General features: G+C 68.5%; 18 protein-coding genes. 5 read left to right on the forward strand and 13 right to left on the reverse strand.

Annotation, left to right across the window (positions count from 1 at the left end; all coding sequences use genetic code 11):
• The first annotated feature begins 38 nt into the window (after positions 1–38).
• From AC1DW3_RS02605 to AC1DW3_RS02620, 4 genes are read left to right on the forward strand one after another with little or no spacing between them, the layout of a single operon-like run.
• Positions 39–1,310 carry a M48 family metallopeptidase gene (locus AC1DW3_RS02605; protein ID WP_477928304.1) on the forward strand — a complete coding sequence of 424 codons (1,272 nt, stop codon included), beginning with the start codon at positions 39–41 and terminating at the stop codon, positions 1,308–1,310.
• Positions 1,307–1,642 (forward strand): 4a-hydroxytetrahydrobiopterin dehydratase, encoded by a 336-nt coding sequence (locus AC1DW3_RS02610; protein WP_477928306.1) that lies wholly within the window; start codon positions 1,307–1,309, stop codon positions 1,640–1,642. Before AC1DW3_RS02605 ends, AC1DW3_RS02610 begins: the two co-directional genes overlap by 4 nt.
• On the forward strand, positions 1,639–2,541 hold the full coding sequence (gene rsgA, locus AC1DW3_RS02615; RefSeq protein ID WP_477928308.1) for a ribosome small subunit-dependent GTPase A: 903 nt from the start codon (positions 1,639–1,641) through the stop codon (positions 2,539–2,541). Before AC1DW3_RS02610 ends, rsgA begins: the two co-directional genes overlap by 4 nt.
• The gene (locus AC1DW3_RS02620) at positions 2,541–3,242 is read left to right on the forward strand and encodes a DUF3047 domain-containing protein (protein ID WP_477928310.1); all 702 of its coding nucleotides are present in this window, start codon (positions 2,541–2,543) and stop codon (positions 3,240–3,242) included. The genes rsgA and AC1DW3_RS02620 overlap by 1 nt, the downstream gene beginning before the upstream one ends.
• 291 nt (positions 3,243–3,533) lie before the next feature.
• On the opposite strand, the gene AC1DW3_RS02625 is transcribed toward AC1DW3_RS02620, so the two are convergent.
• The 7 genes from AC1DW3_RS02625 to AC1DW3_RS02655 form a co-directional block, all read right to left on the reverse strand.
• Positions 3,534–3,800: a hypothetical protein gene (locus AC1DW3_RS02625; protein ID WP_477928312.1), complete on the reverse strand. Its 267-nt coding sequence runs from the start codon at positions 3,798–3,800 to the stop codon at positions 3,534–3,536.
• Positions 3,801–4,014: 214 nt separating this feature from the next.
• The gene (locus AC1DW3_RS02630; RefSeq protein WP_477928314.1) at positions 4,015–4,554 is read right to left on the reverse strand and encodes an alpha/beta fold hydrolase; all 540 of its coding nucleotides are present in this window, start codon (positions 4,552–4,554) and stop codon (positions 4,015–4,017) included.
• 10 nt (positions 4,555–4,564) lie between these two features.
• Complete coding sequence (locus AC1DW3_RS02635) at positions 4,565–5,293, reverse strand: SDR family oxidoreductase (protein WP_477928315.1); 729 nt, start codon at positions 5,291–5,293, stop codon at positions 4,565–4,567.
• Positions 5,293–6,249 carry a CsgG/HfaB family protein gene (locus tag AC1DW3_RS02640; RefSeq protein ID WP_477928317.1) on the reverse strand — a complete coding sequence of 319 codons (957 nt, stop codon included), beginning with the start codon at positions 6,247–6,249 and terminating at the stop codon, positions 5,293–5,295. The genes AC1DW3_RS02635 and AC1DW3_RS02640 overlap by 1 nt, the downstream gene beginning before the upstream one ends.
• A 95-nt stretch (positions 6,250–6,344) precedes the next feature.
• Positions 6,345–8,705, reverse strand: coding sequence for a penicillin acylase family protein (locus tag AC1DW3_RS02645; protein ID WP_477928319.1), 2,361 nt, complete (start codon positions 8,703–8,705; stop codon positions 6,345–6,347).
• Complete coding sequence (locus AC1DW3_RS02650; protein WP_477928321.1) at positions 8,705–9,493, reverse strand: SDR family oxidoreductase; 789 nt, start codon at positions 9,491–9,493, stop codon at positions 8,705–8,707. Before AC1DW3_RS02650 ends, AC1DW3_RS02645 begins: the two co-directional genes overlap by 1 nt.
• A 67-nt stretch (positions 9,494–9,560) precedes the next feature.
• On the reverse strand, positions 9,561–10,676 hold the full coding sequence (locus AC1DW3_RS02655; RefSeq protein ID WP_477928323.1) for an ABC transporter substrate-binding protein: 1,116 nt from the start codon (positions 10,674–10,676) through the stop codon (positions 9,561–9,563).
• A 209-nt stretch (positions 10,677–10,885) separates the two neighbouring features.
• Here AC1DW3_RS02655 and AC1DW3_RS02660 point away from each other — a divergent pair, with 209 nt between their 5' ends.
• The gene (locus AC1DW3_RS02660; RefSeq protein ID WP_477928324.1) at positions 10,886–12,505 is read left to right on the forward strand and encodes a sensor histidine kinase; all 1,620 of its coding nucleotides are present in this window, start codon (positions 10,886–10,888) and stop codon (positions 12,503–12,505) included.
• A 225-nt stretch (positions 12,506–12,730) separates the two neighbouring features.
• Here AC1DW3_RS02660 and AC1DW3_RS02665 read toward each other — a convergent pair whose 3' ends face one another.
• From AC1DW3_RS02665 to AC1DW3_RS02690, 6 genes are all read right to left on the reverse strand, one after another.
• Entirely contained in the window at positions 12,731–12,931 is a 201-nt protein-coding gene (locus tag AC1DW3_RS02665; RefSeq protein ID WP_477928326.1) for a hypothetical protein, read from the reverse strand.
• Between the two features lie 55 nt (positions 12,932–12,986).
• Positions 12,987–14,483, reverse strand: a complete 1,497-nt coding sequence (gene gtfA / locus AC1DW3_RS02670) for a sucrose phosphorylase (RefSeq protein WP_477928328.1) — start codon at positions 14,481–14,483, stop codon at positions 12,987–12,989.
• Positions 14,480–15,781 carry an MFS transporter gene (locus tag AC1DW3_RS02675; protein ID WP_477928329.1) on the reverse strand — a complete coding sequence of 434 codons (1,302 nt, stop codon included), beginning with the start codon at positions 15,779–15,781 and terminating at the stop codon, positions 14,480–14,482. Before AC1DW3_RS02675 ends, gtfA begins: the two co-directional genes overlap by 4 nt.
• A gap of 2 nt (positions 15,782–15,783) precedes the next feature.
• Positions 15,784–16,665 (reverse strand): PfkB family carbohydrate kinase, encoded by an 882-nt coding sequence (locus tag AC1DW3_RS02680; protein WP_477928331.1) that lies wholly within the window; start codon positions 16,663–16,665, stop codon positions 15,784–15,786.
• A 5-nt stretch (positions 16,666–16,670) separates the two neighbouring features.
• Complete coding sequence (locus tag AC1DW3_RS02685) at positions 16,671–18,968, reverse strand: TonB-dependent receptor (protein ID WP_477928333.1); 2,298 nt, start codon at positions 18,966–18,968, stop codon at positions 16,671–16,673.
• A 226-nt stretch (positions 18,969–19,194) separates the two neighbouring features.
• Positions 19,195–20,253, reverse strand: a complete 1,059-nt coding sequence (locus tag AC1DW3_RS02690) for a LacI family DNA-binding transcriptional regulator (protein WP_477928335.1) — start codon at positions 20,251–20,253, stop codon at positions 19,195–19,197.
• Positions 20,254–20,407: the final 154 nt, after the last annotated feature.

A 20,407-nucleotide genomic window follows, 5' to 3' on the forward strand; every position in this document is an offset into this window, starting at 1 on the left:
TGAAGAGGCGGAATTCTCGCAGCCTAAACTTGAGGCTTATGTCTCCATTGCTGTTGTCCCTTGCTTTTGCGCTCGCGCTGGCCGCCTCGACCCTCGTCAAATTCTGGCTGTCCTCGCGGCAGATCCGCCATGTCGCCGCCCACCGCGACCAGGTGCCGGCGGCCTTTGCCGGCAGCGTGACGCTGGCGGCCCATCAGAAGGCGGCGGACTACACCGTTGCCCGCAGCCGCTTCGGCCTGCTCGCGCTGGCCTTCAATGCGGCCGTGCTGCTGGGCTGGACGCTGCTGGGCGGCCTGAACGCGCTCAATGGCTGGATCCTCGCCGCCAGCAGCACCCTGCCCGAGGCCTGGCAAGGCATGGGCTACCAGCTCGGCCTCGTCGCCGCCTTCGTGCTGGCCGGGTCGCTGCTGGACCTGCCCTGGGAGCTGTGGTCGACCTTCCGCATCGAACAGGCCTTCGGCTTCAACCGCACGACGCTCAAGCTCTTCTTCGCCGACATGGCCAAGGGCCTGGCCGTCGGCGTGCTGATGGGGCTGCCCATCGTGGCCCTCATCCTGTGGCTGATGGGTGCCGCCGGCCCGCGCTGGTGGCTGTGGGCCTGGGGCGCGTGGATGGGCTTCAACCTCCTCATCATGGTCATCTACCCGACCGTCATCGCCCCGCTGTTCAACAAGTTCGAGCCGCTGACGGACCTGGCGCTCAAGGACCGCGTCGAGAAGCTGATGGCCCGCTGCGGCTTTGCGGCCAAGGGCCTGTTCGTCATGGACGGCAGCCGCCGCTCGGCGCATGGCAATGCCTACTTCAGCGGCTTCGGCCCGGCCAAGCGCGTCGTCTTCTTCGACACCCTGCTGGCCAAGCTCAACGGCGGCGAGGTCGAGGCGGTGCTGGCCCATGAGCTGGGCCACTTCAAGCACAAGCACATCACCAAGCGCATCGTGTTGATGTTCGCCATGAGCCTGGCCGGCTTCGCGCTGCTGGGCTGGCTGATGCAGCAGCCAGCCTTCTACCTGGGCCTGGGTGCGACACCGAATCTCGCGGCGCCCAACGACGCACTGGCCCTGATCCTCTTCCTGATCGCCGGCCCGGTGTTCGGCTTCTTCGTCACGCCCCTGGCCAGCCACTTCTCGCGCCGAGACGAGTTCCAGGCCGATGCCTATGCCCGCGCCCAGGCCAGCGGCGCCGACCTGTCCTCGGCACTGCTCAAGCTGCACGAGGACAATGCGGGCACGCTGACGCCCGACCCGGTCTACGCCCGCTTCTACTACTCCCACCCACCTGCTGCCGAACGCCTTGCAGCCCTCGCCTCATGAACGATCTGCTGCTTGCCCAATGTGATCCCAAGGCGCCCCTGATGGATGCCGACACGCGGGGCCGCGTGCTCGCCGCCCTGCCCGGCTGGCTGCCCGATGCCGAGAACAAGGTGATCGGCCGGCGCTTCGGCTTCGCGAACTTCTACCAGACCATGGCCTTTGTCGACGCGGTCGCCGAGATCGCGCATGCCCAGGACCATCACCCCGAGATGCTGGTCGGCTATGACGCCTGCACCGTCAGCTTCACCACGCATTCGCGGGGCGGGTTGACCTTGAACGATGCCATCTGTGCCGCGCAAGTGAGCGCCCTGCCCGAAGCGACCGGTACATGAGCAAATTCCAGGCGCTGGACCTGGGACTTGTCGTGCGCGGCCACGGCCGCCACTACATTGTCGAGGACGCCGACGGCAAGCGCTTCGTCTGCCATCCACGCGGCAAGAAGAGCGACGCGGTCGTTGGCGACCAGGTGCGCTTTGCGGATTCTGGCGACGAGGGTGTCATCGAAGCCGTCGAGCCGCGTCGCAATCTGCTGTTCCGCCAGGACGAGTGGAAGACCAAGAGCTTCGCGGCCAATCTCGACCAGTTGCTGGTGCTCGTCGCCGTCGAGCCGGTGTTCAGCGAAAGCCAGCTCACGCGCTCGCTGATCGCGGCCGAGTCCGCCGGCATCAGCATGGCCATCGCGCTGAACAAGACCGACCTGCCGGGCACCGATTCGGCTCGCGAGCGCCTCGCGCCCTATCGTGCGATGGGCCTGAAGATGTTCGAGGTCGCGCTGAAGGCCGACCCCGAGGGCTCCCGCGCGACGCTGGCGCCCTGGCTGGCCGGCCAGCGCACCTTCGTGCTCGGCCCCAGCGGCACAGGCAAGAGCACGCTGATCAATCTGCTGGTGAAAGATGCCAAGGCCCAGATTGGCGAGATCTCGCAGGCCCTGAACTCCGGCCGCCACACGACGACGACGACGCAGTGGTACTGGACCGATGACACGCGCACGACGGCGCTGATCGACTCACCCGGCTTCCAGGAATTCGGCCTGCGCCAGATCATTGCTTCGGACCTTTGGCGCTACATGCCCGATCTGCGCGAGCACGCCAACTGCCGCTTCGCCAACTGCAGCCACATTCACGAGCCCGACTGCGGCGTGCGCGCGGCCGTGCAGGCGGGGCAGATCAGCGCCAGCCGCTACCGCATCTACGGCGAAATCCTCGAAGAACTGCAGCGCAAGACCTGGTGATGCGCAGACCACTCCTGCTCTGCGCCCTCGCCGCGCTGGTCGGCTGCGCCTCGACCGTCTCGCCCCCACCGGCCGCCCAAGGCTGGCAGCCCCTGGCGCTGCCCGGCAAGAAACCGACGCTGTACAGCTGGACGGAGAAGGACGGCCGCCCCGCGCTGGAAGCAGCGTCGGACCGCTCGGCCAGCATCTGGCGCAAGCGCCTGGATCAGGCGCAGCCCCAGGTCGGCGAGGTCAGCTTCTCGTGGTGGGTACAGAGCCTCATCCCGGGCGCCAATGTCGCCGACATCGACCACGAGGACGCCGTGGCCCGCGTCATCTTCGGCTTCGGTGGCGACATCGACAAACTGCCCTTGCGCACGCGCATGAAGTTCGAGCTCGCCCAGGCCCTGACCGGCGAAATGCCGCCCTATGCGACGCTGATGTATGTCTGGGACAGCAAGCTGCCCGTGGGCACCGTCGTCGTCAACCCGCGCAGCGACCGCATCCGCAAGATCGTGGTCGACTCCGGTCCGGCCGAACTGCGCCGCTGGCGCGACCACCGCCGCGACCTCGCCGCCGACTTCCGCCTGGCCTTCGGTGAGACCCCCGGGCCGCTGACGTCGATGGCCGTCATGACCGACAGCGACAACAGCCGCGCGTCGGCGCGCACCTGGTATGGGCCCGTGGAATTGGAAGCCCCTCGCTCAGCCTCGCCTCGCTGAACGCGGGCGCGTCTGATCGGTCTTTGCAGACCGCGCTGCGGCATGTGCCGCAGCTCTTCGGCAGGCACATCGCGCCCACTGGGCGCAATGTGTCCGGCCTCAGCCCCCGAGGGGACGGCGATGCTTGCCGGATCGACCCGCAAGCACATCGCCAGCGCGGGCCGGCTAGGTGAACTGGAGTCGGACACAAGCAGTCCCTGCGGACTGCTTGTGCCTACGGAAGGCCATGGGCCTCTGGACCATGGCAGGCCCGGCGCTCGGCTCGCAAATTCAGCCCAAGCAATGCACAAATCAGCGCTGCTCGGGCGACCGCAACGACAGCGGTGCGGCGTCAGGCACTTCGCGCGCCTCGATGTCGACCACATCGCCCGCCGGCTGGCGGCGCTGCGCCCAGGGGTTCTTGTTGACGCGGAACTGCAGATTGGGCTTGCGGCCGGTCAGCAGGCTGAAGAGCAGGAAGGCCAGGAAGGCCAGCACGGCGATCAGGAACAGGCCGAGGCCGATGAGGGCACCGGCGGCGATCATCAGCAGGCGGAGTAGCGGGCGGAACAGCGACATGGCTCTATTCTGAACGCTCGGCGCTCCATCGTCGCCGTGACGATCGTCACCCGTCAGACGCCTCATTGCCGCGCGCCAAAAACGCCAACAAGGCGGCGGCCGCAGCCTTGGGAGAGGCTTGCAACAGCCCATGGGGACCCTCAAGGCTAACCACCTGGAGAGCAGGCAACAACCGGCGAATCTCGGCGCCCGCATGGGGCGGCACGAGGAGATCCTACCGCGCCTGCAGGTAAAGCACGGGACACCGCAATTGCGCGAGCAGCGGCATGACGTTGACCGCCATCACCGCCTTGAGCCGGGCGCGAAGCACTGCGGCCGGCAAAGCCGAGAGGGCTTGCGTGAGCAACAGGCGCGACTCGGAAGGTGCCTGCGCACCCAGCATCACGCGTGACGAGACTRCCGCCGGCATGAATGCGGGCGAAGGCAAACTGCCTGTCAGACCACCAAGCCAGGAAAGCCCCGGGCGAGGGTTGCGAGCAAAGCTGCTGCACAGGATCAGCGCCTGTACACGCGAACCCAGCTCACTCGCCAACTGGATGGCGACAGGCCCCGAGAAGGACTCGCCGAGCAGCACCAACAGCCCGTCGGGCGGCAGTGCCGTTCGCGCCAGCGAGGTCAAGGCTTCATATCCCAGCCGGGCATCCGCCGGATAGCCCACCACGATCACCCGACAATCGGCAGGCAGTTCGCGAACGAAGGGTTGAAACAGCTTGCCGGTGCCGTCCATTCCGGGCAGCAGCACCAGCGTCGTCATGGACAAGCCGTCAACCGCGCCCGACAAAAGGCATGTTTGTCGCCATGACCGTCATCGTCTGCACATTGGCGGACAGCGGCAGGCCGGCCATGTAGACGACGGCGCAGGCGACGTCCTGGACGTCCATGCGAGGCTCGACCGCCATCGAGCCGTTGGCTTGCGGCACGCCGCGCGTCATCTTCTCGGTCATCTCGGTGGCGGCATTGCCGATGTCGATCTGGCCGGCCGCAATGTCGAAGGCACGGCCGTCCAGGCTCAGCGATCGGGTCAGGCCCGTGATCGCATGCTTGGTGGACGTGTAGGGCACCGTGTTCGGCCGCGGCGCATGGGCCGAGATGGAGCCGTTGTTGATGATGCGGCCGCCGCGCGGCGACTGCGACTTCATCAGCGCGAAGGCGGCGCGGGCGCAGAGGAAGCTGCCGGTCAGGTTGGTGTCGACCACCTGCCGCCACTGGGCCACCGTCAGCTCGTCGATGGGCACGGCGGGCGCGGAGATGCCGGCGTTGTTGAACAGCAGGTCGAGACGACCGAAGCGCTCGCGCAGCGTCGCAAAGGCGGCATCGACCTGGGCCTCGTCGCAGACGTCGGTCGGCAGGGCCAAGGCGTCCGGCAGGGTCTCGCGCAGGGCCGCCTCGCGGCGGCCCATCAGCGCCAGCGTCCAGCCTTCAGCGGCCAGCGCGCGGGCCACGGCCCGGCCGATGCCGGAGCCGGCACCGGTGACGAGAGCGACCTTCGTCATCAGCGGCCCGTCGGCGAGACGAGGCTGCGCTGCACCCAGCCGCTGAAGTTGGCGGCATCGACCTTGACGAAGCCATCCTTGACCTCGCCGGTCGCGACGAGTTCGTCGCTGCGGTTCAGCGTCGCGACAACCTTGCTGTCGCGCGACGGCGCGGCATAGGCCTTCACATTGGAGATCTTGGCCACCAGCATCTGGCCGGCCGGCACGGGCGCACCGGCCTGTGTGGAGGCGCCCGCATTGGCGTCGCCCGCGGCGCTGCCGGTGCGGATCAGGCTCTGCTGGTCGCGGATGGTCAGCACGATCTTGTTGTAGTTGTCGAGCAGGCTGGCCGCGATGAGCTTGCCCTCGGGCGTGCTGGTATAGCCGCCCGCGGCACCGACCAGGCCACCACCATAGCCCCAGCCACCGATGGAGAAGTCGGTCTTGGTGGCCTTGCCTTCGGCGGCCGCGACCTGGATGCTGGAACGCACGTCGGCGATCAGCAGGCTGGTGGTGGCTTCCTTGAACTTCAGGCCGCCGGCGATCGAGCTGATGGCGCCCAGCTTGCCACCCAGCAAGCCGCCGAGGGCACCGCCGACGCCGCCGGTATTGCTGGCGGGGATCAACACATTGGGCGTCATGACGAAGTCGGCCGCCTGCATCTGACCCTTGCCGATATTGGATTCCTGGCGCATCTCACCGGCCGCCGCCAGGTTGCGCTCCTGCTGGATGTTCTGCATGGCCTGGCCGCGTTCGACGACGTCGAAGCAGCCCGATTGCTGCACCATCATGCGCAGCAGCGCCGCGGGCGAGCCCAGGCCGTAGTGCGACAGGTGGTTCCAGCCATGCTGAGGCTCGGCCACGGCCAGCACGCCGAGCTTCTTGGGGCATTTCTCGACATTGGAGCCAGCGTCCTGCGCCTGGGCGGCCACCGCGGCCAGAGCCAGCACGGTCATGCTGAGAATCTTGTTGTTCATCGTGAACCTCGCGTCGTCGTTATCGGATGGCCAGGATTGTGCCCAGCGCTTGGCCTTCGCGGCGTCCCCATTCCGCTGGAACGGGGTCGCCTGGATCAGGGTCTTAATACCAGGCGATGGGTCGTCTCCCCGGGCAGGAAGGGCAGCGGCTCGCCGGCCAGCCAGGCGGCATGGTCGCCGCGGTAGAAAGGCGACATCGGGTGGCCGCTCTGGCCGCCCGGGATGACGAGGATGCCGCTCTCCTCATGCCCGGGCGAGACCACCATGCGTTCGCTCTGGCCGTGGCCGTGGTTGTGCACGCGCGGCATGTGGCTGTCGCCGGCCATGCCCTGGGAGGCCTGGTCGAGCCAGCCGGACAGCAAGGGCACGGCGGCGCTCAGCGGATGGCGCATGCTGGTGGCGTTGTCGGCGCCCCAGGTGGCCGCGGCCAGGCTGCCGTATTTGCCGATCAGCTCCTTGCGGCTGTCGAGCACGGCACGCTGCAGCAGCTCGGGCCAGCTCTTGAAGGCGGCCGGCAGGGTATCGGGCCGTGCGGCCTGGATCAGCGCCCAGCCGGGCGTCTCGGGCACCAGCTTGAGGTCGGACAGCTTCAGGCCCTGGGCTTCGAGCAGACCGGCCAGCGGGTCGAACAGGGATTTCAGCGCCTGCAGCCGGAAGGAGCGCACCAGCAAATAACCCACGGCGTCGGGCTTGGCCGCGTCGGCGCTCTTCTCGACCTCGATGCGGTAGTCCGCCAGGCCGTTGGCGGTGACGAAGTCGGGCGTCAGCACCTGCTCCAGCAGCAGCTTGCGCCAGTGCTGGTGGAAGAGCGCGCGGTGGTCGAGCTGGACGGCGTGCAGGCCGGCCTCGTCGAATTTGTCCTGGGCACGCAGGCCGTCGCGGATCTGCATGCCGCGGGCACCGAGGTCGTAGCCGCCGTTGCCCAGCGTCTTGAGCGCGTCGCCACCCACCATGCGGGCATTGGCCGTCCACAGCCGCCCGTCGACGGGGTCGACGATGCGCGGCTGCTCGGCCGCGGTCAGATAGCCCTGCCAGCGCGAGCGGCCATCGCTCCAGTCCTGCGGCCGGTCCAGGTCGTCGGCAGCAACACGCTTGGGCATGGCGCCAATGACGGTCCAGGCGATGCGCCCAGCGGCGTCGGCCACGAGCAGGTTCTGCGCCGGCAAGCCGGCGCCCGCCGCCAGCTGCACGGCCTCGTCGACATTGCCGGCCGTCTCCATGTGCATCAGGCGCAGATTGATGCCTTCGCGGTCATGGGCCACCCAGCGCAGCGCATAGGCCTGGCCGGCAGGCGCCTTCTGGGGCATCACGGGGCCCCATTCGCTTTCCAGCACCACGTGATCGACGGCCGCCTCACCGGCGACCTCGATGCGCTCGACGGCGCGCTGCAGCGGTTTCTCGGCGCCGCCCACTGCGTAATGCGTGCCGCCCGCGTTGAGCTTGAGCGCGACGACATCGGCCCAGTCGGAAGTCGTGTTCGTGAAGCCCCAGGCCACATGGCCGTTGCTGCCGACGACGAGCAGCGGCGCGCCGGGCAAGGTCACGCCGGCCACGTCATGGCTGCCGGCGGTGTCCTTCCATTTCATGCGCGCCTTGAACCAGGTGCCGGGCGTGCGCAGGCCCAGGTGCATGTCGTCGGCCAGGATGGCCCGCCCGCTGGCGCCATGCGCGGCGGCAACCGCGAAGTTGTTGCTGCCGAGGTCGCGCGCGTCTCGCAGGCTGCAGTCGCTGCAGGCCGTCTTGGCGGCGCGCAGGGCCGGCGGCAGCGGGCCGGCCGGCAGCGGCACCGCGGCCACGCGGCTGTCGTCCATCGCGGCCTGCCAGTCGGCGCTGTGCTGGGTCAGGAAGGCATACCAGTCGGCCGACACCGCCTCGTGCAGCAGGCCGGTGGCGACGTCGTCGCGCCCCTGGGAGCCCTGCAGGTCCAGGTACATGCCATAGGCGACGAGGACGGTGTCGGCCGCCACCCAGGGCTGGGGCTGCTGGCGCAGCAGCAGGTATTCGGGCGGGCGGGCCGAAAGGCCGGCCAGCCCCGCGTTCACACCGCTCACATAGGCGTCCAGCAGCGCGCGCTCGTCGGCGGCCAAGGCCGCGATGCCGGCCTCGGCACGATGGCGGAAGCGGTGCAGACGGCGTGACTTGTCCAGCGGCAGCGCCTTGGGCCCGACGATGGCCGACAGCTCACCGGCGGCGTTGCGGCGCATCAGGTCCATCTGGAAGAAGCGTTCCTGGGCGTGCACGAAACCCAGGGCGCGGGCCACGTCCAGGCGGTTCTCGGCCGTGATGGTCAGGTAGCCGCGCGCATCGCGCTGCAGTTCGGCCGGTGCGCTGAGGGCAGCGACCGCACGCTCGCCGTCGAGCTGGGCGAGGCTGCCGCGCAGCGCCAACCAGATCGTCAAGGCAAGCAGCAGGATGATGACCAGCAGGCCGACGAGGACGCGCTTGAGCCAGACCATCAGAAGGTTCCCGGGTAGTTGCCGCCATCCAGCAGGATGTTCTGGCCGGTCAGATAGCCGGCCTGGGCGCTGCACAGCATGGCGCAGATGGCACCGAACTCGGCCGCGGTGCCGAAGCGCTGGGCCGGGATGCTCGAGCGCCGCTTGGCGGCCACATCGTCGACCGACTGCCCGGCCTTGGCGGCGCCGGCGGCCAGCGTCTTCTTCAGCCGGTCGGTGTCGAAGGCACCGGGCAGCAGGTTGTTGAGGGTGACATTGGCGCCGGCCAGGCGCGGCTGGCGGGCGAGTCCGGCGACGAAGCCGGTCAGGCCCGAGCGTGCGCCATTGGAGAGGCCAAGCACGTCGATGGGCGCCTTCACGGCGCCCGAGGTGATGTTGACGACACGGCCGAAACCGCGCGCGGCCATGCCGTCGACCGTGGCCTTGATCAGCTCGATGGGGGCCAGCATGTTGGCGTCCAGCGCGGCGATCCACTGCTCGCGGCCCCAGTCGCGGAAGTCCCCGGGCGGCGGGCCACCGGCGTTGTTGATGAGGATGTCGACCCGCGGGCAGGCGGCCAGGGCCGCCGCACGGCCTTCAGGCGTCGCGATGTCACCGGCCACCGCGCGCACTTCGACGTCGGGGTTCAGCGCCCGCAGCGCGTCGGCCGTGGCCAGCAGGTCGGCCTCGCCGCGCGCCGTGATGACGACGTTGACGCCCTCCCCCACCAGCGCTTCGGCGCAGCCGCGCCCCAGCCCTTTGCTCGCCGCGCAGACGAGGGCCCAGTGGCCCTTCAAACCAAGATCCATGTCAGTCTCCCGACGTCGCGAAAGACCGCATCATCGCGCGACCGCCAGCCGGCGTTGCGCGTCGGTCCTAACGCCAGAACTTGCCGTCAGGCCCGACGATGGACACGTCGGTGAACTCCAGGCCGCTGTGGTCCTTCTCGGAGTAGTGCACCTGCAGGCCGCCAATGTCGATGCGCGCGCCTTCGAGCGCCTTGGTGAAGGCCTCGCGACCGATGTCCTTGCCGTTGGCGCGCTTGATGGTCTCGACGACGAGCTTGGCAGCCGCAAAGCCTTCCAGCTGGGCCGGCGTCAGCTCGCCGCGGCCGGCCGCCTTGGCCAGGCCCAGGGCCTCGCGCACCAGCGGGTTGGAGGTGGAGCGCTCATAGGGGAAGAGCTGCGTCACGACGATGCCGCGGGCGTTCTCGCCGAGCTGCTTCACGAAGTCGCTGGAGGCATTGTTGGACAGCGTCGCGACATGGGCCGTCGAGCCCGCGGCGCGCAGCGCATTGACGCCCTCGACGACGGCATAGGCCGGGCCGATGAAGACGATGGCCTCGATGCCGGCCTTGGCGATGGCCTGCATCGTCGGCGCGAGTTCGGGCTTGTTGCGGTCGAAGCGCAGATGGGACAGCGCCCGCAGCTTCATGTCGTCCAGGCCCTTGATGGCGCCCTTGCCGGCGTCGTTGCCGAAGGGGTCGTTGACCTGCACGATGGTGATGCGCTTGACGCCGATGCCGGCCAAGTGCCTGACGGCACGCTCGGCCTCCTTCTGGTAGCTGGCGCGCAGGTGGTAGACCCAGGGCTGGACGGGGTCGCGCAGGCTGGCCGCACCRGTGGCCGGTGCGATCAGCGGCAGCTTGTTCTCCTTCAGCACCGGCAGCAAGGCCTCGGTCGGGCCGGTGCCGCGGCTGAGCATCAAGGCCAGCACGCCCTGGCTGGCCAGGGACTTGGCCGCTGCCACGGTGGCGGCCGGGTCGTATTTGTCGTCCTGTGTGAGCAGCTCGATGTTCTGGCCCTTGATGCCGCCCTGGGCATTGACCGAATCGAAATACAGCTTCGCGCCCTCGGCGCTCTCCTGCACGATGCCGGAGACCGGGCCGGTAAAACCGGCCACCATGCCAATGCGCAGCGTGCTCTGCGCAAACGCGCCATTCGTACTGATACAGGCAGCGAACAAGGCCGCCAGGCCAACCCAACGCTTCACTGTTTTTCTCCAGGCCAAGCGCCCACAGGGGCGCGTTATGGCCGCGGATTGTGGGGCCAGCCCCCCCGCCCCCAGCAGCCCCCCTGCCCCAGGAAAAACCCGGGCTTCACCGGGTTCGAATGCGCAATTGCACCGCTTTTGCCGGGCCTACACTCTGGCCGCCTCTGCGCCACCGCCGCGCCACCCCCGCGCCTCGCCCGCGCCCGCCCATGCCGGAAAGCCCATTGCCGCCGCCCGTTGCCCTGCCCCGTACGCCCTCGCCTGCGTTGGGTTGGCAGCGCAGTTCCCTGACTTTCGCCGTCGTGCTGGCCCTGCTGCTGGGCCTGCTGCTGCCGACGACCGGCGTGCTGCTCTACGACGGCCAGAAGACCCGCGCCACGGCGATGGAGGACCTCAAGCGCGACCTCGCGCGCGCCACCGAGGTGATGGCCCTGTCGCTGGCCGAGCCGGTCTGGCAGGTCTCGCCCGATCTGGCCGACCCCATGGTCAAGGCGCAGATGGACGACCCGCGCTTCGTGTCCGTGCAGGTCGTCGAACCGGCGTCGTCGGCGCCCTTCCTGTCGCAGCAGCGTGCCGGTGAACCGGGCGACGGCGACCTGGTGCTCAGCCAGACCCGGCCCATCCAGCGCGACGGCCGCGAGATCGCCAAGCTGACGGTGCGCATGAGTGCCGCGCCGCTGCTGCAGGCCAAGCAGGCCGAAGTCTGGCGCACGGTGTGGCGCAGCGTGCTGACGCTGACGCTGTCGCTGGTGCTGATGCTGTGGGTGCTGCAGCGCTATGTGATGCGGCCCATGACCGAGCTCACCGGCGCTGCAGAGGCCCTGGCGGCCGGCCGGCTGGAGCAGCCGCTGCGCGTGGCGGGCGCCGATGAGATCGCACGCGTCGGCGTGGCCATGGAGCGCATGCGCCAGGCCCTGCTGTCGGCCTTCGAGGCGCTGCGCCAGCACAACGTCAACCTGGAAGAGACCGTCACTCAGCGCACGGCCGAATTGACGGCCAGCAATGCCGAGTTGTCCGAGGCGCTGGAAACCTTGCAGAAGGCGCAGCGCGAACTGGTCGAGTCGGAGAAGCTCGCGTCGCTGGGCCGGCTGGTGGCCGGCGTCGCTCATGAGCTGAACACGCCGCTGGGCAATGCGCTGACCGTCGTGTCGGCGCTCGACGACCGCTACAAGCAGCTCGAGCTCATGCTGACCGGTGGCGTGCAATTGCGCCGCAGCACGCTGGAGGAACTGGCGCGCGACACGCGGCGGGGCCAGGACATCCTGCAGCGCAATGTGCAGAAGGCGGCCGACCTGGTGCGCGACTTCAAGCAGGTGGCCATCGACCAGACCAACGACATGCGGCGCGACTTCGACCTGGCCAAGGTCGTCGAGGACGTCATGGTCATGGTGGAGCCGAGCTTCAAGCACACACCCTTCGTCATCGACACCGAGCTCTGCCACGGCCTGGTGATGAACAGCTACCCCGGCGCGCTGGGCCAGGTGCTGACCAATCTGCTGATGAATGCGCTGCTGCACGGCTTTGACAGCGCGGAGCAGGGCCGCGTCAAGGTCTATTGCGCGCGCCTGGACGACGAGCAGGTCGAGCTCACGGTGACCGACGACGGCCGCGGCATGGACGAGTCCGTGCGGCGGCGCATCTTCGACCCCTTCTTCACGACCAAGCTCGGCACCGGCGGCTCGGGCCTGGGCATGCACATCGTGCACAGCATCGTGACCAATGTGCTGGGCGGCCAGATCGAGGTGCGCTCCTCGCCAGGCCAGGGCACGCAGATGCTGATGCGCCTGCCGCTGATGGCGCCTCAACGCGCCGGCACCGAGACTCAATGACGGCCCCTCGCCCAAACTCGCGTCGCTGAACGCGAGCGCGTCTGGTCGGTCTTGCAGACCGCGCAGCCGGCAGAGCGGCTGCTCTTCGGCAGGCACGACGAGTTCACAGGACTCGCCGTGTCCGGCCTCAGCCCCCGAGGGGACGGCGATGCTTGCGGCATCGAGCCGCAATCACATCGCCAGTGCGGGCCTGCTCGGGAGCGGCCCAGCGCTTGGCCCGAAAAGTCAGTTGGACGCTGCGGAAGCAGGCGCCGAAGCGCCATCGACCGCAGCCACGGCAGCTGAGGCGGCCGAAGCCGCCGGTTCATGGGCACCCGCCGCCACGTCATGCTTCTCGCCGCTCAGGTCGATATTGCCGCCGCTCTTCATCAGGATGAACAACGCCAGCGCGGCAAAGGCGATGAAGCCAACGATCAATTTCCACATGCTCGGGTCTCCGGGGGTTTGAACTGCCCCGGATTCTGCTCAGCCAGGCTGACGCTCAACTGAAGGCGAAGCGTCCCGGCCCATCACCCTCGGTGCTGTAGCTCAGCTCGTGATCCAGACTGGCAAAGTCCAGGCGCAGGGTCGCCCAGTGGCCGTCCTGCTGCCAGCGCAGGCTGAGTTCCTCTTCGCTGCTGGCCAGCAGCTGGAAACTGCCGTCAAAGGCCGGGTGGCGGTTGCGCAGCTTGATGAGTTCGATCAGGCGGCGCACGACCGGGCGCTCGCACTCGCCAGCGATCTCGTCCTCGCCATAGAAATGGCGATTGATATCGCGGCCGACCTGGGTGCGGGACAGCAGCACCATGTCGTTGTGGCCGGCCAGCAGGCCGACGTAATAGACCTGGGGCACGCCGGGCAGGAAGAACTGGACGGCGCGGGCCAGCAGATAGGCCGTCTCGTTGCGGCCCATGGCGTCAAAGAAGCTGCAATTGACCTGGTAGAGATCGAGGTTGCTGGCCGCAGCACCCGTGGCGAGCCGGCTCGCGCCGCCGCTGGCCTCGTGGATGCGCTCGACCAAGGCGTCCAATTCCCACGGCGGCACCAGGCCGGGGTGGGCCGTGCGGTCGCCGGCGTCGGCGCCGATGTCGATGATGCCGATGCCGTCATGGGTGTCGAGCACCGTCAACGCATTGGTCGGCCGGATGGCGATCCAGCGCTTGAGCGCCGTCGCGGTCTTGAAGGCGAAGGCATGCAGCACCAGGGGCGGCAAGGCGAAGTCATAGACCCAGTCGACCCGGGCCGCGATCTCGATCTGGCGCTGGTGGTAGGCGTGGATCTCGACCAGCACCTCGATGCCCAGCGCCCTCGCCTCGGCCGCAAACTCGGCGATGAAGTCAAAGGTCTCCGGCATCATGAAGCAGCTGGCGCCGGCCTTCTTGATGGCATAGCCGACGGCGTCCAGCCGCACCATGCGAATGCCGTTCGCAGCCAGGGTCTTGAGGATGCCGCTCAGATAGGCCCGGCCCTGTGGATGGCGCACGGCGATGTCGATCTGCGCGGCCGTGAAGGTGGTCCACAGGATGCGGCGTTCGCCGTTCTTCAGCATCGCGGTCGTCAGGGGCAGGCCGGGGCGGGGGCGGTACACGGACAGCAGGTCGCGCTCGCTGGCGCCGCCGGGGAAGACCGCATCCAGCGTCAGGAACAGGCCCGCATAGGCCGAGGCCTCGCCCTTCTCGGCGTAGTCCAGGAACTGCGGCGACTCGCTGGACATGTGGTTGACGATGACGTCGGCCATCACGTCCAGGCCCTCGGTCAGCGCCTTGATGTCGCTCCAGTGCCCCAGGCGCGGGTCGACCTGGGTGTGATCGATGGGATCGAAGCCTGCGTCGGCGCCGTCGATGGCATGGAAGAAGGGCAGCAGGTGGACGCCGCCGAACACGCCCGCCAGCGGCGAGCCGGGTTGGCCGAGCAGCTTCCTGAGCCGGATCAGGTCGGCGCCATCGCGCCGGCCGCCAAGGCGGTCCACATAGGTGATGAGCTGGACTTGGTTCTTCATGAGGACTTGGGACTCTTGACGGCCAGCACGCACAGCGCCGCAAGCGCCAGCAGCACGCCGGCGAGGCGAATGACGTTCTCGGGCCGACCGCCCAGCAGGCTGTCGTAGAACAGGGGCAGCGTCATCGCCTGGATCAGCATGGGGATGACGATGAACATATTGAAGATGCCCATGTAGACGCCGGCGCGCTCGGGCGGGATGCTGCCGGCCAGCAGCACGTAGGGGTTGCCCATGATGGAACCCCAGGCCAGGCCAATGCCAACCATGGGCAGGAAGAGCCAGGCTTTGTCCCGAATGCCGGGCAGCGCCCACATGCCCGCGGCCGCACAGGCGAGTGCGAAGGCATGCACCCATTTCGCGCCGAGGCGCTTGGTGAACGGCACCATCGCGAAAGCGGCGACGAAGGCGACGGCGTTGTAGAAGCCGCCGACCTGGCCGTTGAGCAGCGCCGCGTCGCGAAAGCCGGCGCTGTGCGGGTCGTCGGTGCCGAAGACCGTCGCGGCCAGCGTCGGCACGATGTAGATCCAGTAACACATCATGCCGTACCACTGGAACAGCGCCATCCACCACAGCCGCCGCATCGTGGCCGGCATGTCGCGCAGCGCGGCCCAGATCTCCGCGAGTGCCGGGCCAAAGCCATGCGGCAGCGCGCGCAGCCGCGCGATCTCCTCGGCCGGCAGTGGCAGCTCGGGCACCTTGCGGATGGACCACCACACCGTCGTGAACGACAGCAGCGCGCCGATGACGAAGGCCAGCGTGGTGACGACCGGGATGCCGTTGGCGCCCAGCGCGTCCTTGTTCATGCCGAAGAACACGAGCAGGCTGGGTGTCAGATAGGCCAGCGTCTGCGCCAGGCCGGTGAACGAGGCCTGCGTGAGGAAGCCGCTGGCATGCTGCTCTTCGCGCAGGCGGTCGCTGACATAGGCGCGGTAGGGCTCCATCGTCACGTTGTTGGCCGCGTCCAGGATCCACAGCAGGCCGGCCGCGAACCACAGCGCCGGGCTGAAGGGCATGGCCAGCAAGCCCAGCGAGCACAGCAGCGCACCGATCAGGAAGTAAGGCGTGCGCCTGCCCAGGCGGTGCGTCGTGCGGTCGCTCATCGCGCCAATGAGGGGTTGCACCAGCAGGCCGGTGATGGGGCCGGCCAGCCAGAGGTAGGGCAGGCTCTTGCCGTCGGCGCCCAGCATCTGGTAGATCGGGCTCATATTGGCCTGCTGCAGGCCGAAGCTGAACTGGATGCCGAGGAAGCCGACATTCATGTTCACGATCTGGGAGAACGACAGGTGAGGCTTGTGCATCTTCATTCCTCGGCCGGCAGCGCGTGCAGTGCTTCGCGCCAGGCGGCCAACGCTGTCGGATCGGAAGGCAGCGGGCCGCGCACGCCGCAGATCATCGCGGCGTAGCGGTTGGCCAGGGCCAGGGTTGCGCCCAGGTCACGGCTCAGCGACAGGCCGGCCAGCAGCATGGCGGTGAAGCCGTCACCGGCGCCGACGCTGTCGACGAAGGCCGGCTGCGGCACACCCTCCCCCGTCGCCAACAGCTGGCCCTGCTCGCCGTGCAACGCGTAGCCGGCGGCGCCGCGCGTCAGCACCAAGCCCTGCAGCGCGAAGCGGGCCATCAGCGCTGGCAGCGTGGGCTCGAACCAGGCGAGCAGRCAGCCGAGTTCGTCTTCGTTGAGCTTGACCCAGTTGGCCAGCATCAGCACTTCAGCGGCCAGTTCGGGCGTGTCGCTGCCGGGGCGCAGGTTGAGGTCGAGCAGGCGCGAGCCGGGCGTGCGCTTGACGGTCGCACGGATGGCAGCGCGGGAGCTTGGATGACGTTGGGCCAGGCTGCCGAAGTAGACGATGCCGTCGCCGGCCACCGGTGCCTCGAGATGGTCCCAGGCCGCATCGGCGTGGATCTCGAAACGGTGGTCGCCGGCCACATCCTCATGCACGCTGACGCGGCCGGTGGCGTGGGTCGCGTCGCGCTGCAGGCCGTCGACCGCAAGGCCGAAGCGCGCGGCGCTTTCCAGCACCAGACGGCCGGCCGGGTCATCCGCGCCGATGCGGCTGACGAAACGGACCGGTGCCCCGAAAGCGGCCAACGAGCGCGCGACGTTGAACGGTGCGCCGCCGGCGACTGCGCCGTCGTGGAACTCGTCCACGAGGGCTTCGCCGAGCACGAGGACGGGCGTGGCCATGAGCTTCAGAAGCTGTAGCGCAGCGAAGCCTTGACCGTGCGGCCCGTGTAGGCCCGCGCGGCACCGCGGCCGTCGTTGCTCTCGGTGTAGGCCAGCTCGTTGAAGAGGTTGTTGGCTGCCAGCGAGAGCGTCGCGCGATCGGTAAGCGCATAGCTCGCGAACGCGTTGACGACGGTGTAGGCCGGCAGCGTGATCGTCAGCGCGCCGGTGGGGCCATCGTCCAGGCTCTTGGTCGTGCCGACGATGCTGACGCCCAAGCTCAGCGCATCGTTCAGGTTGACGGTGGGCGTGAGCTGGTAGACGACCTTGGCCTGGCGCTTCGGAGCCCGCCCATCGGCCTGCTTCGCGTCGGTGTAGGTCAGGCCGCCCAGCAGGCTGACGACACCCAAGCGGGCTGAGCCTTCCAGCTCCAGGCCGTTGCTGCGGTAGCTGTTGGCCTTGACGACGATGGGGTTGGTCGTCACGTCGACGTTGACCTCATCCGTCTTGGCGTGGAAGAGCGTAGCGAACAGGCTCATGCCACCGCCGCGGATCTTCACGCCAGCCTCGGCCTGCCTGACCTTGTTGGTCGGGATGGTCGGGCTCTTGCCGTTGACGAGGTTGGGGTTGTTGAAGAAGGTGATGCGGTCGGCGTTGTAGGCGGCGCCGTCGGAGTAGCGGGCGAACAGCGACAGGTCCCTGTTCAGCGCGTAGTTGCCGCCCAGGGAGTAGGAGGTGCGGCCCAAGTCGTAGTCAATGGCGTTGGGCTTGCCGAGGTCATAGGCCAGGCCGGCGTTGGACTGGTAGTAGGCCCCGCTGGCCTTCTGGTTGTCGCGGCGCAGGCCGATGTCGGCCGACAGCGCGCCGGACTCCAGATTGAGCACCAGGTAGGGCGCGTTGGTCGCGTACTTGCTGTCCTGGGTGTTGCTGCAGCAGCCACCGAAGCCGGGCGAGCCGTTGACGAGGCCGGGCACGTTGAGCACGCGGGCACCCTCGCCGCTGGCCGACAGCGAGTACTGGTTGAAGTTCCACGTCAGGTCCAGCTGCTGCACCGAGGTGTAGAGGCCGGCCACGGCGCTGAGCTTGGCACCGCCGCCGAGGTCGAAGTCACGCGAGAACTTCAGGTCGTTGGCCATCAGGCCGGCGTTGTCGACCTGGGTGTTGAAGACGACGGCCGTGAACTTCGCTCCCGTGTAAGCCGCGCCGGCGTCGGGGCCGGTGGCCAGCGTCGTGCCGGCGGGTGCTGCGGCCACGTCGTCGCCCGGGAAGATGCCGATGAAGCGGCCCGAGTTCTTGCTCCACGAAAACTTGTTCTGCAGGCGAAACCCGCCGCCGGCGTCGAGGTCCATCTCGGCGCCGAAGGCATCGCTCTTGGCGGTCAGGCCGTCGCGGATGTTACTGGTGGCGCGGCCGTTGCTGTTGGTCAGCGTGCTGTCCATGGGCCAGGCGACGTCATAGAAGGCCGTGCGCCGCGGGTCCAGGCCCGGGATCTGCTGGATGCCGCCGTTCACATAACGCACCGGCGTCGGCATGAAGGTCGGGCTGTGGTCGTCCAGATGCTTGAGGCTGAAGCGCACAAAGCTCCTGCCCTCCAGTTCGAAGGTGACGTTGGCGCGCACCTGGCCACCGTTCTCGGTGCCATCGGCGCCCTTGCGGCCGCCATCGCCAACACGGTAGAAGCCGCCGATGAAGAAGCGCGTCTTGGGCGCGAGGCGCCCGCCGTAGCCGAAGTCGACACGGGTCTGGTCGAAGTCCAGGCCCTTGGTCAGCTGCAGGCTGCCGCCGGGCTCCAGGCCGGTCTTGCCGATGAAGTTGATGATGCCGCCAGGCGCGCCGGTGGCCAGCAGCGCGGCCGAGCCGCCGCGGACCACCTCCAGGCGCTCGAAGCCGGCATCGGCGCGCATCCAGGTGTCGGGCGTGGCGAAGGCGATGTCGCCGAACTGCAGCACGGGCAGGCCGTCTTCCTGGAACTGGATGTAGCGCGCGCCGCCCGCCGAGACCGGGATGCCGCGCACCGCGACGTTGGCGTTGGATTCACCACCGCTGGCCTCGGCACGGATGCCGGGCACGCCCCGCAGCAGGTCCGTCGCGCTGGCGGCGGTGACGGCCGCGACGCCTTCGCTCTCGATGGTCGAGATGGCCACGCTGGAACGCATCTTGGACTTGGCCGAAGAGGTCCCCGTGACGACGACGGCGTCGAGCTTGAGGCCGTCGGCCGTGTCAGTGGTGGCGGCCTGCTGCGCCTGTGCGGCCGCAGCGATGACGGCGAGCGCCGCAGCGGCCAGGGGAGTGAAGCGCGCGCGGCGCAGTGCAAGGGTGTGCATGTCGTCTCCTGTTGTCGTATTCCGGGCGCCTTCTTCGAGGCGGGCGGCAGCGCCTGAATCAAGCGCCGTCCGTGTCCTCATTCTGCACTCGATGCAATCGTTTTGCAATCGATTGCAATTCAGTAGAAGCCCTTAGTAATCGACAACAACCCGCACAAATCATCAATCGTTGGAAACGATATTCAACGGCCCAATGGCCTGCGCACCGAAGGCCCGATGCCCCGGCTCAGCGGGAACGGTCGGGAGCGCTTTCGCGCAACTTCAGGTAGACGGGCAGCGTCTGCGGCCCGGCGCGCTCGCCACGCAACTGGCCCAGCAGGGCCTCGACGAGTTCGGCGCCCGCCTCGGCCACCGGCTGGTGAACCGTGGTCAGCGGCGGATCGCAATAGGCGGCCAGCGGCATGTCGTCGTAGCCAACGACGGCGACGTCATCCGGTACGCGGCGGCCAGTGGCACGCAGGGCCTGGACCATCAGCATGGCCAGCACGTCGCTGCAGCAGAAGACGGCGTCGAAGTCGCGTTGCGCCGCGCAGAACTCGCGCAACTGCCCCGTTGCGACGCTGGGCTCGAAGGGGGCCGGCAGCTCCAGCGCTGGATCGACCTCCAGACCCGCCTCACGCAGCGCCTGCTGATGGCCCTGATGGCGCAGCCAGACCTCGGGCAGGCGGGCGTCGCCGATGAAGGCGATGCGCCGCCGCCCCAGCGCCAGCAGGTGCCCAGTCGCAAGGATGCCGCCCAGCACGTTGTCGCCACCCACGCTGCAGTACAGCTGCTGCGGCATCTCGCCGCCCCAGACCACCAGCGGCAGCTTGCGCGCGGCCATCTCGTTGAGCTGGTCGTGCTGGCGCCACTGCCCGATGAGGATGACGCCGATGGCCTTGCCGGAGTCGAACCAGTGCGAGGCCAGGTCCAGCCGCTCGGCATCGACGCGCGACAGCAGCATGTCGTAGCCGCGGTCGGTCAGCGCATCGGCAATGGCGCCGACGATGGACAGGAAAAAGGGGTCGGAGATGTGCTGGCGGGACTTGGGGTCATAGGGCACGACGACGGCGACCGTTTTGTTCTCCTGCAGGCGCAGGTTGCGCGCGCCGAAGTTGATCGAGTAGTTCAGCGAGCGCGCCAGTTCAGCCACGCGCTGGCGGGTCTCGGCGTTGACGAGCTCGCTGCCGTTCAAGGCCCGCGACACCGTCGACACCGACACGCCGGCCAGGCGGGCGATGTCGACCATCTGCAGCCGCCGCTGCTCGCCGGCGCTGCCGTCGGGGGAGTCTTTGGACTTGGGCATCCGCGGCATCCTCGCAGGGCTGGCTGCAATCGACAAGCAGGGTGACCCAGAAAGGGAAAGGCCGGCTTGCGCCGGCCTTTCGCCTTTCTTCCGGGCCGAGCGCCGGGCCGCTCCCAAGCCGGCCCGCTCTGGCGATGTGCTTGCCGGTCGAGCC

The organism is Roseateles sp. P2_H4 (genome assembly GCF_056403315.1).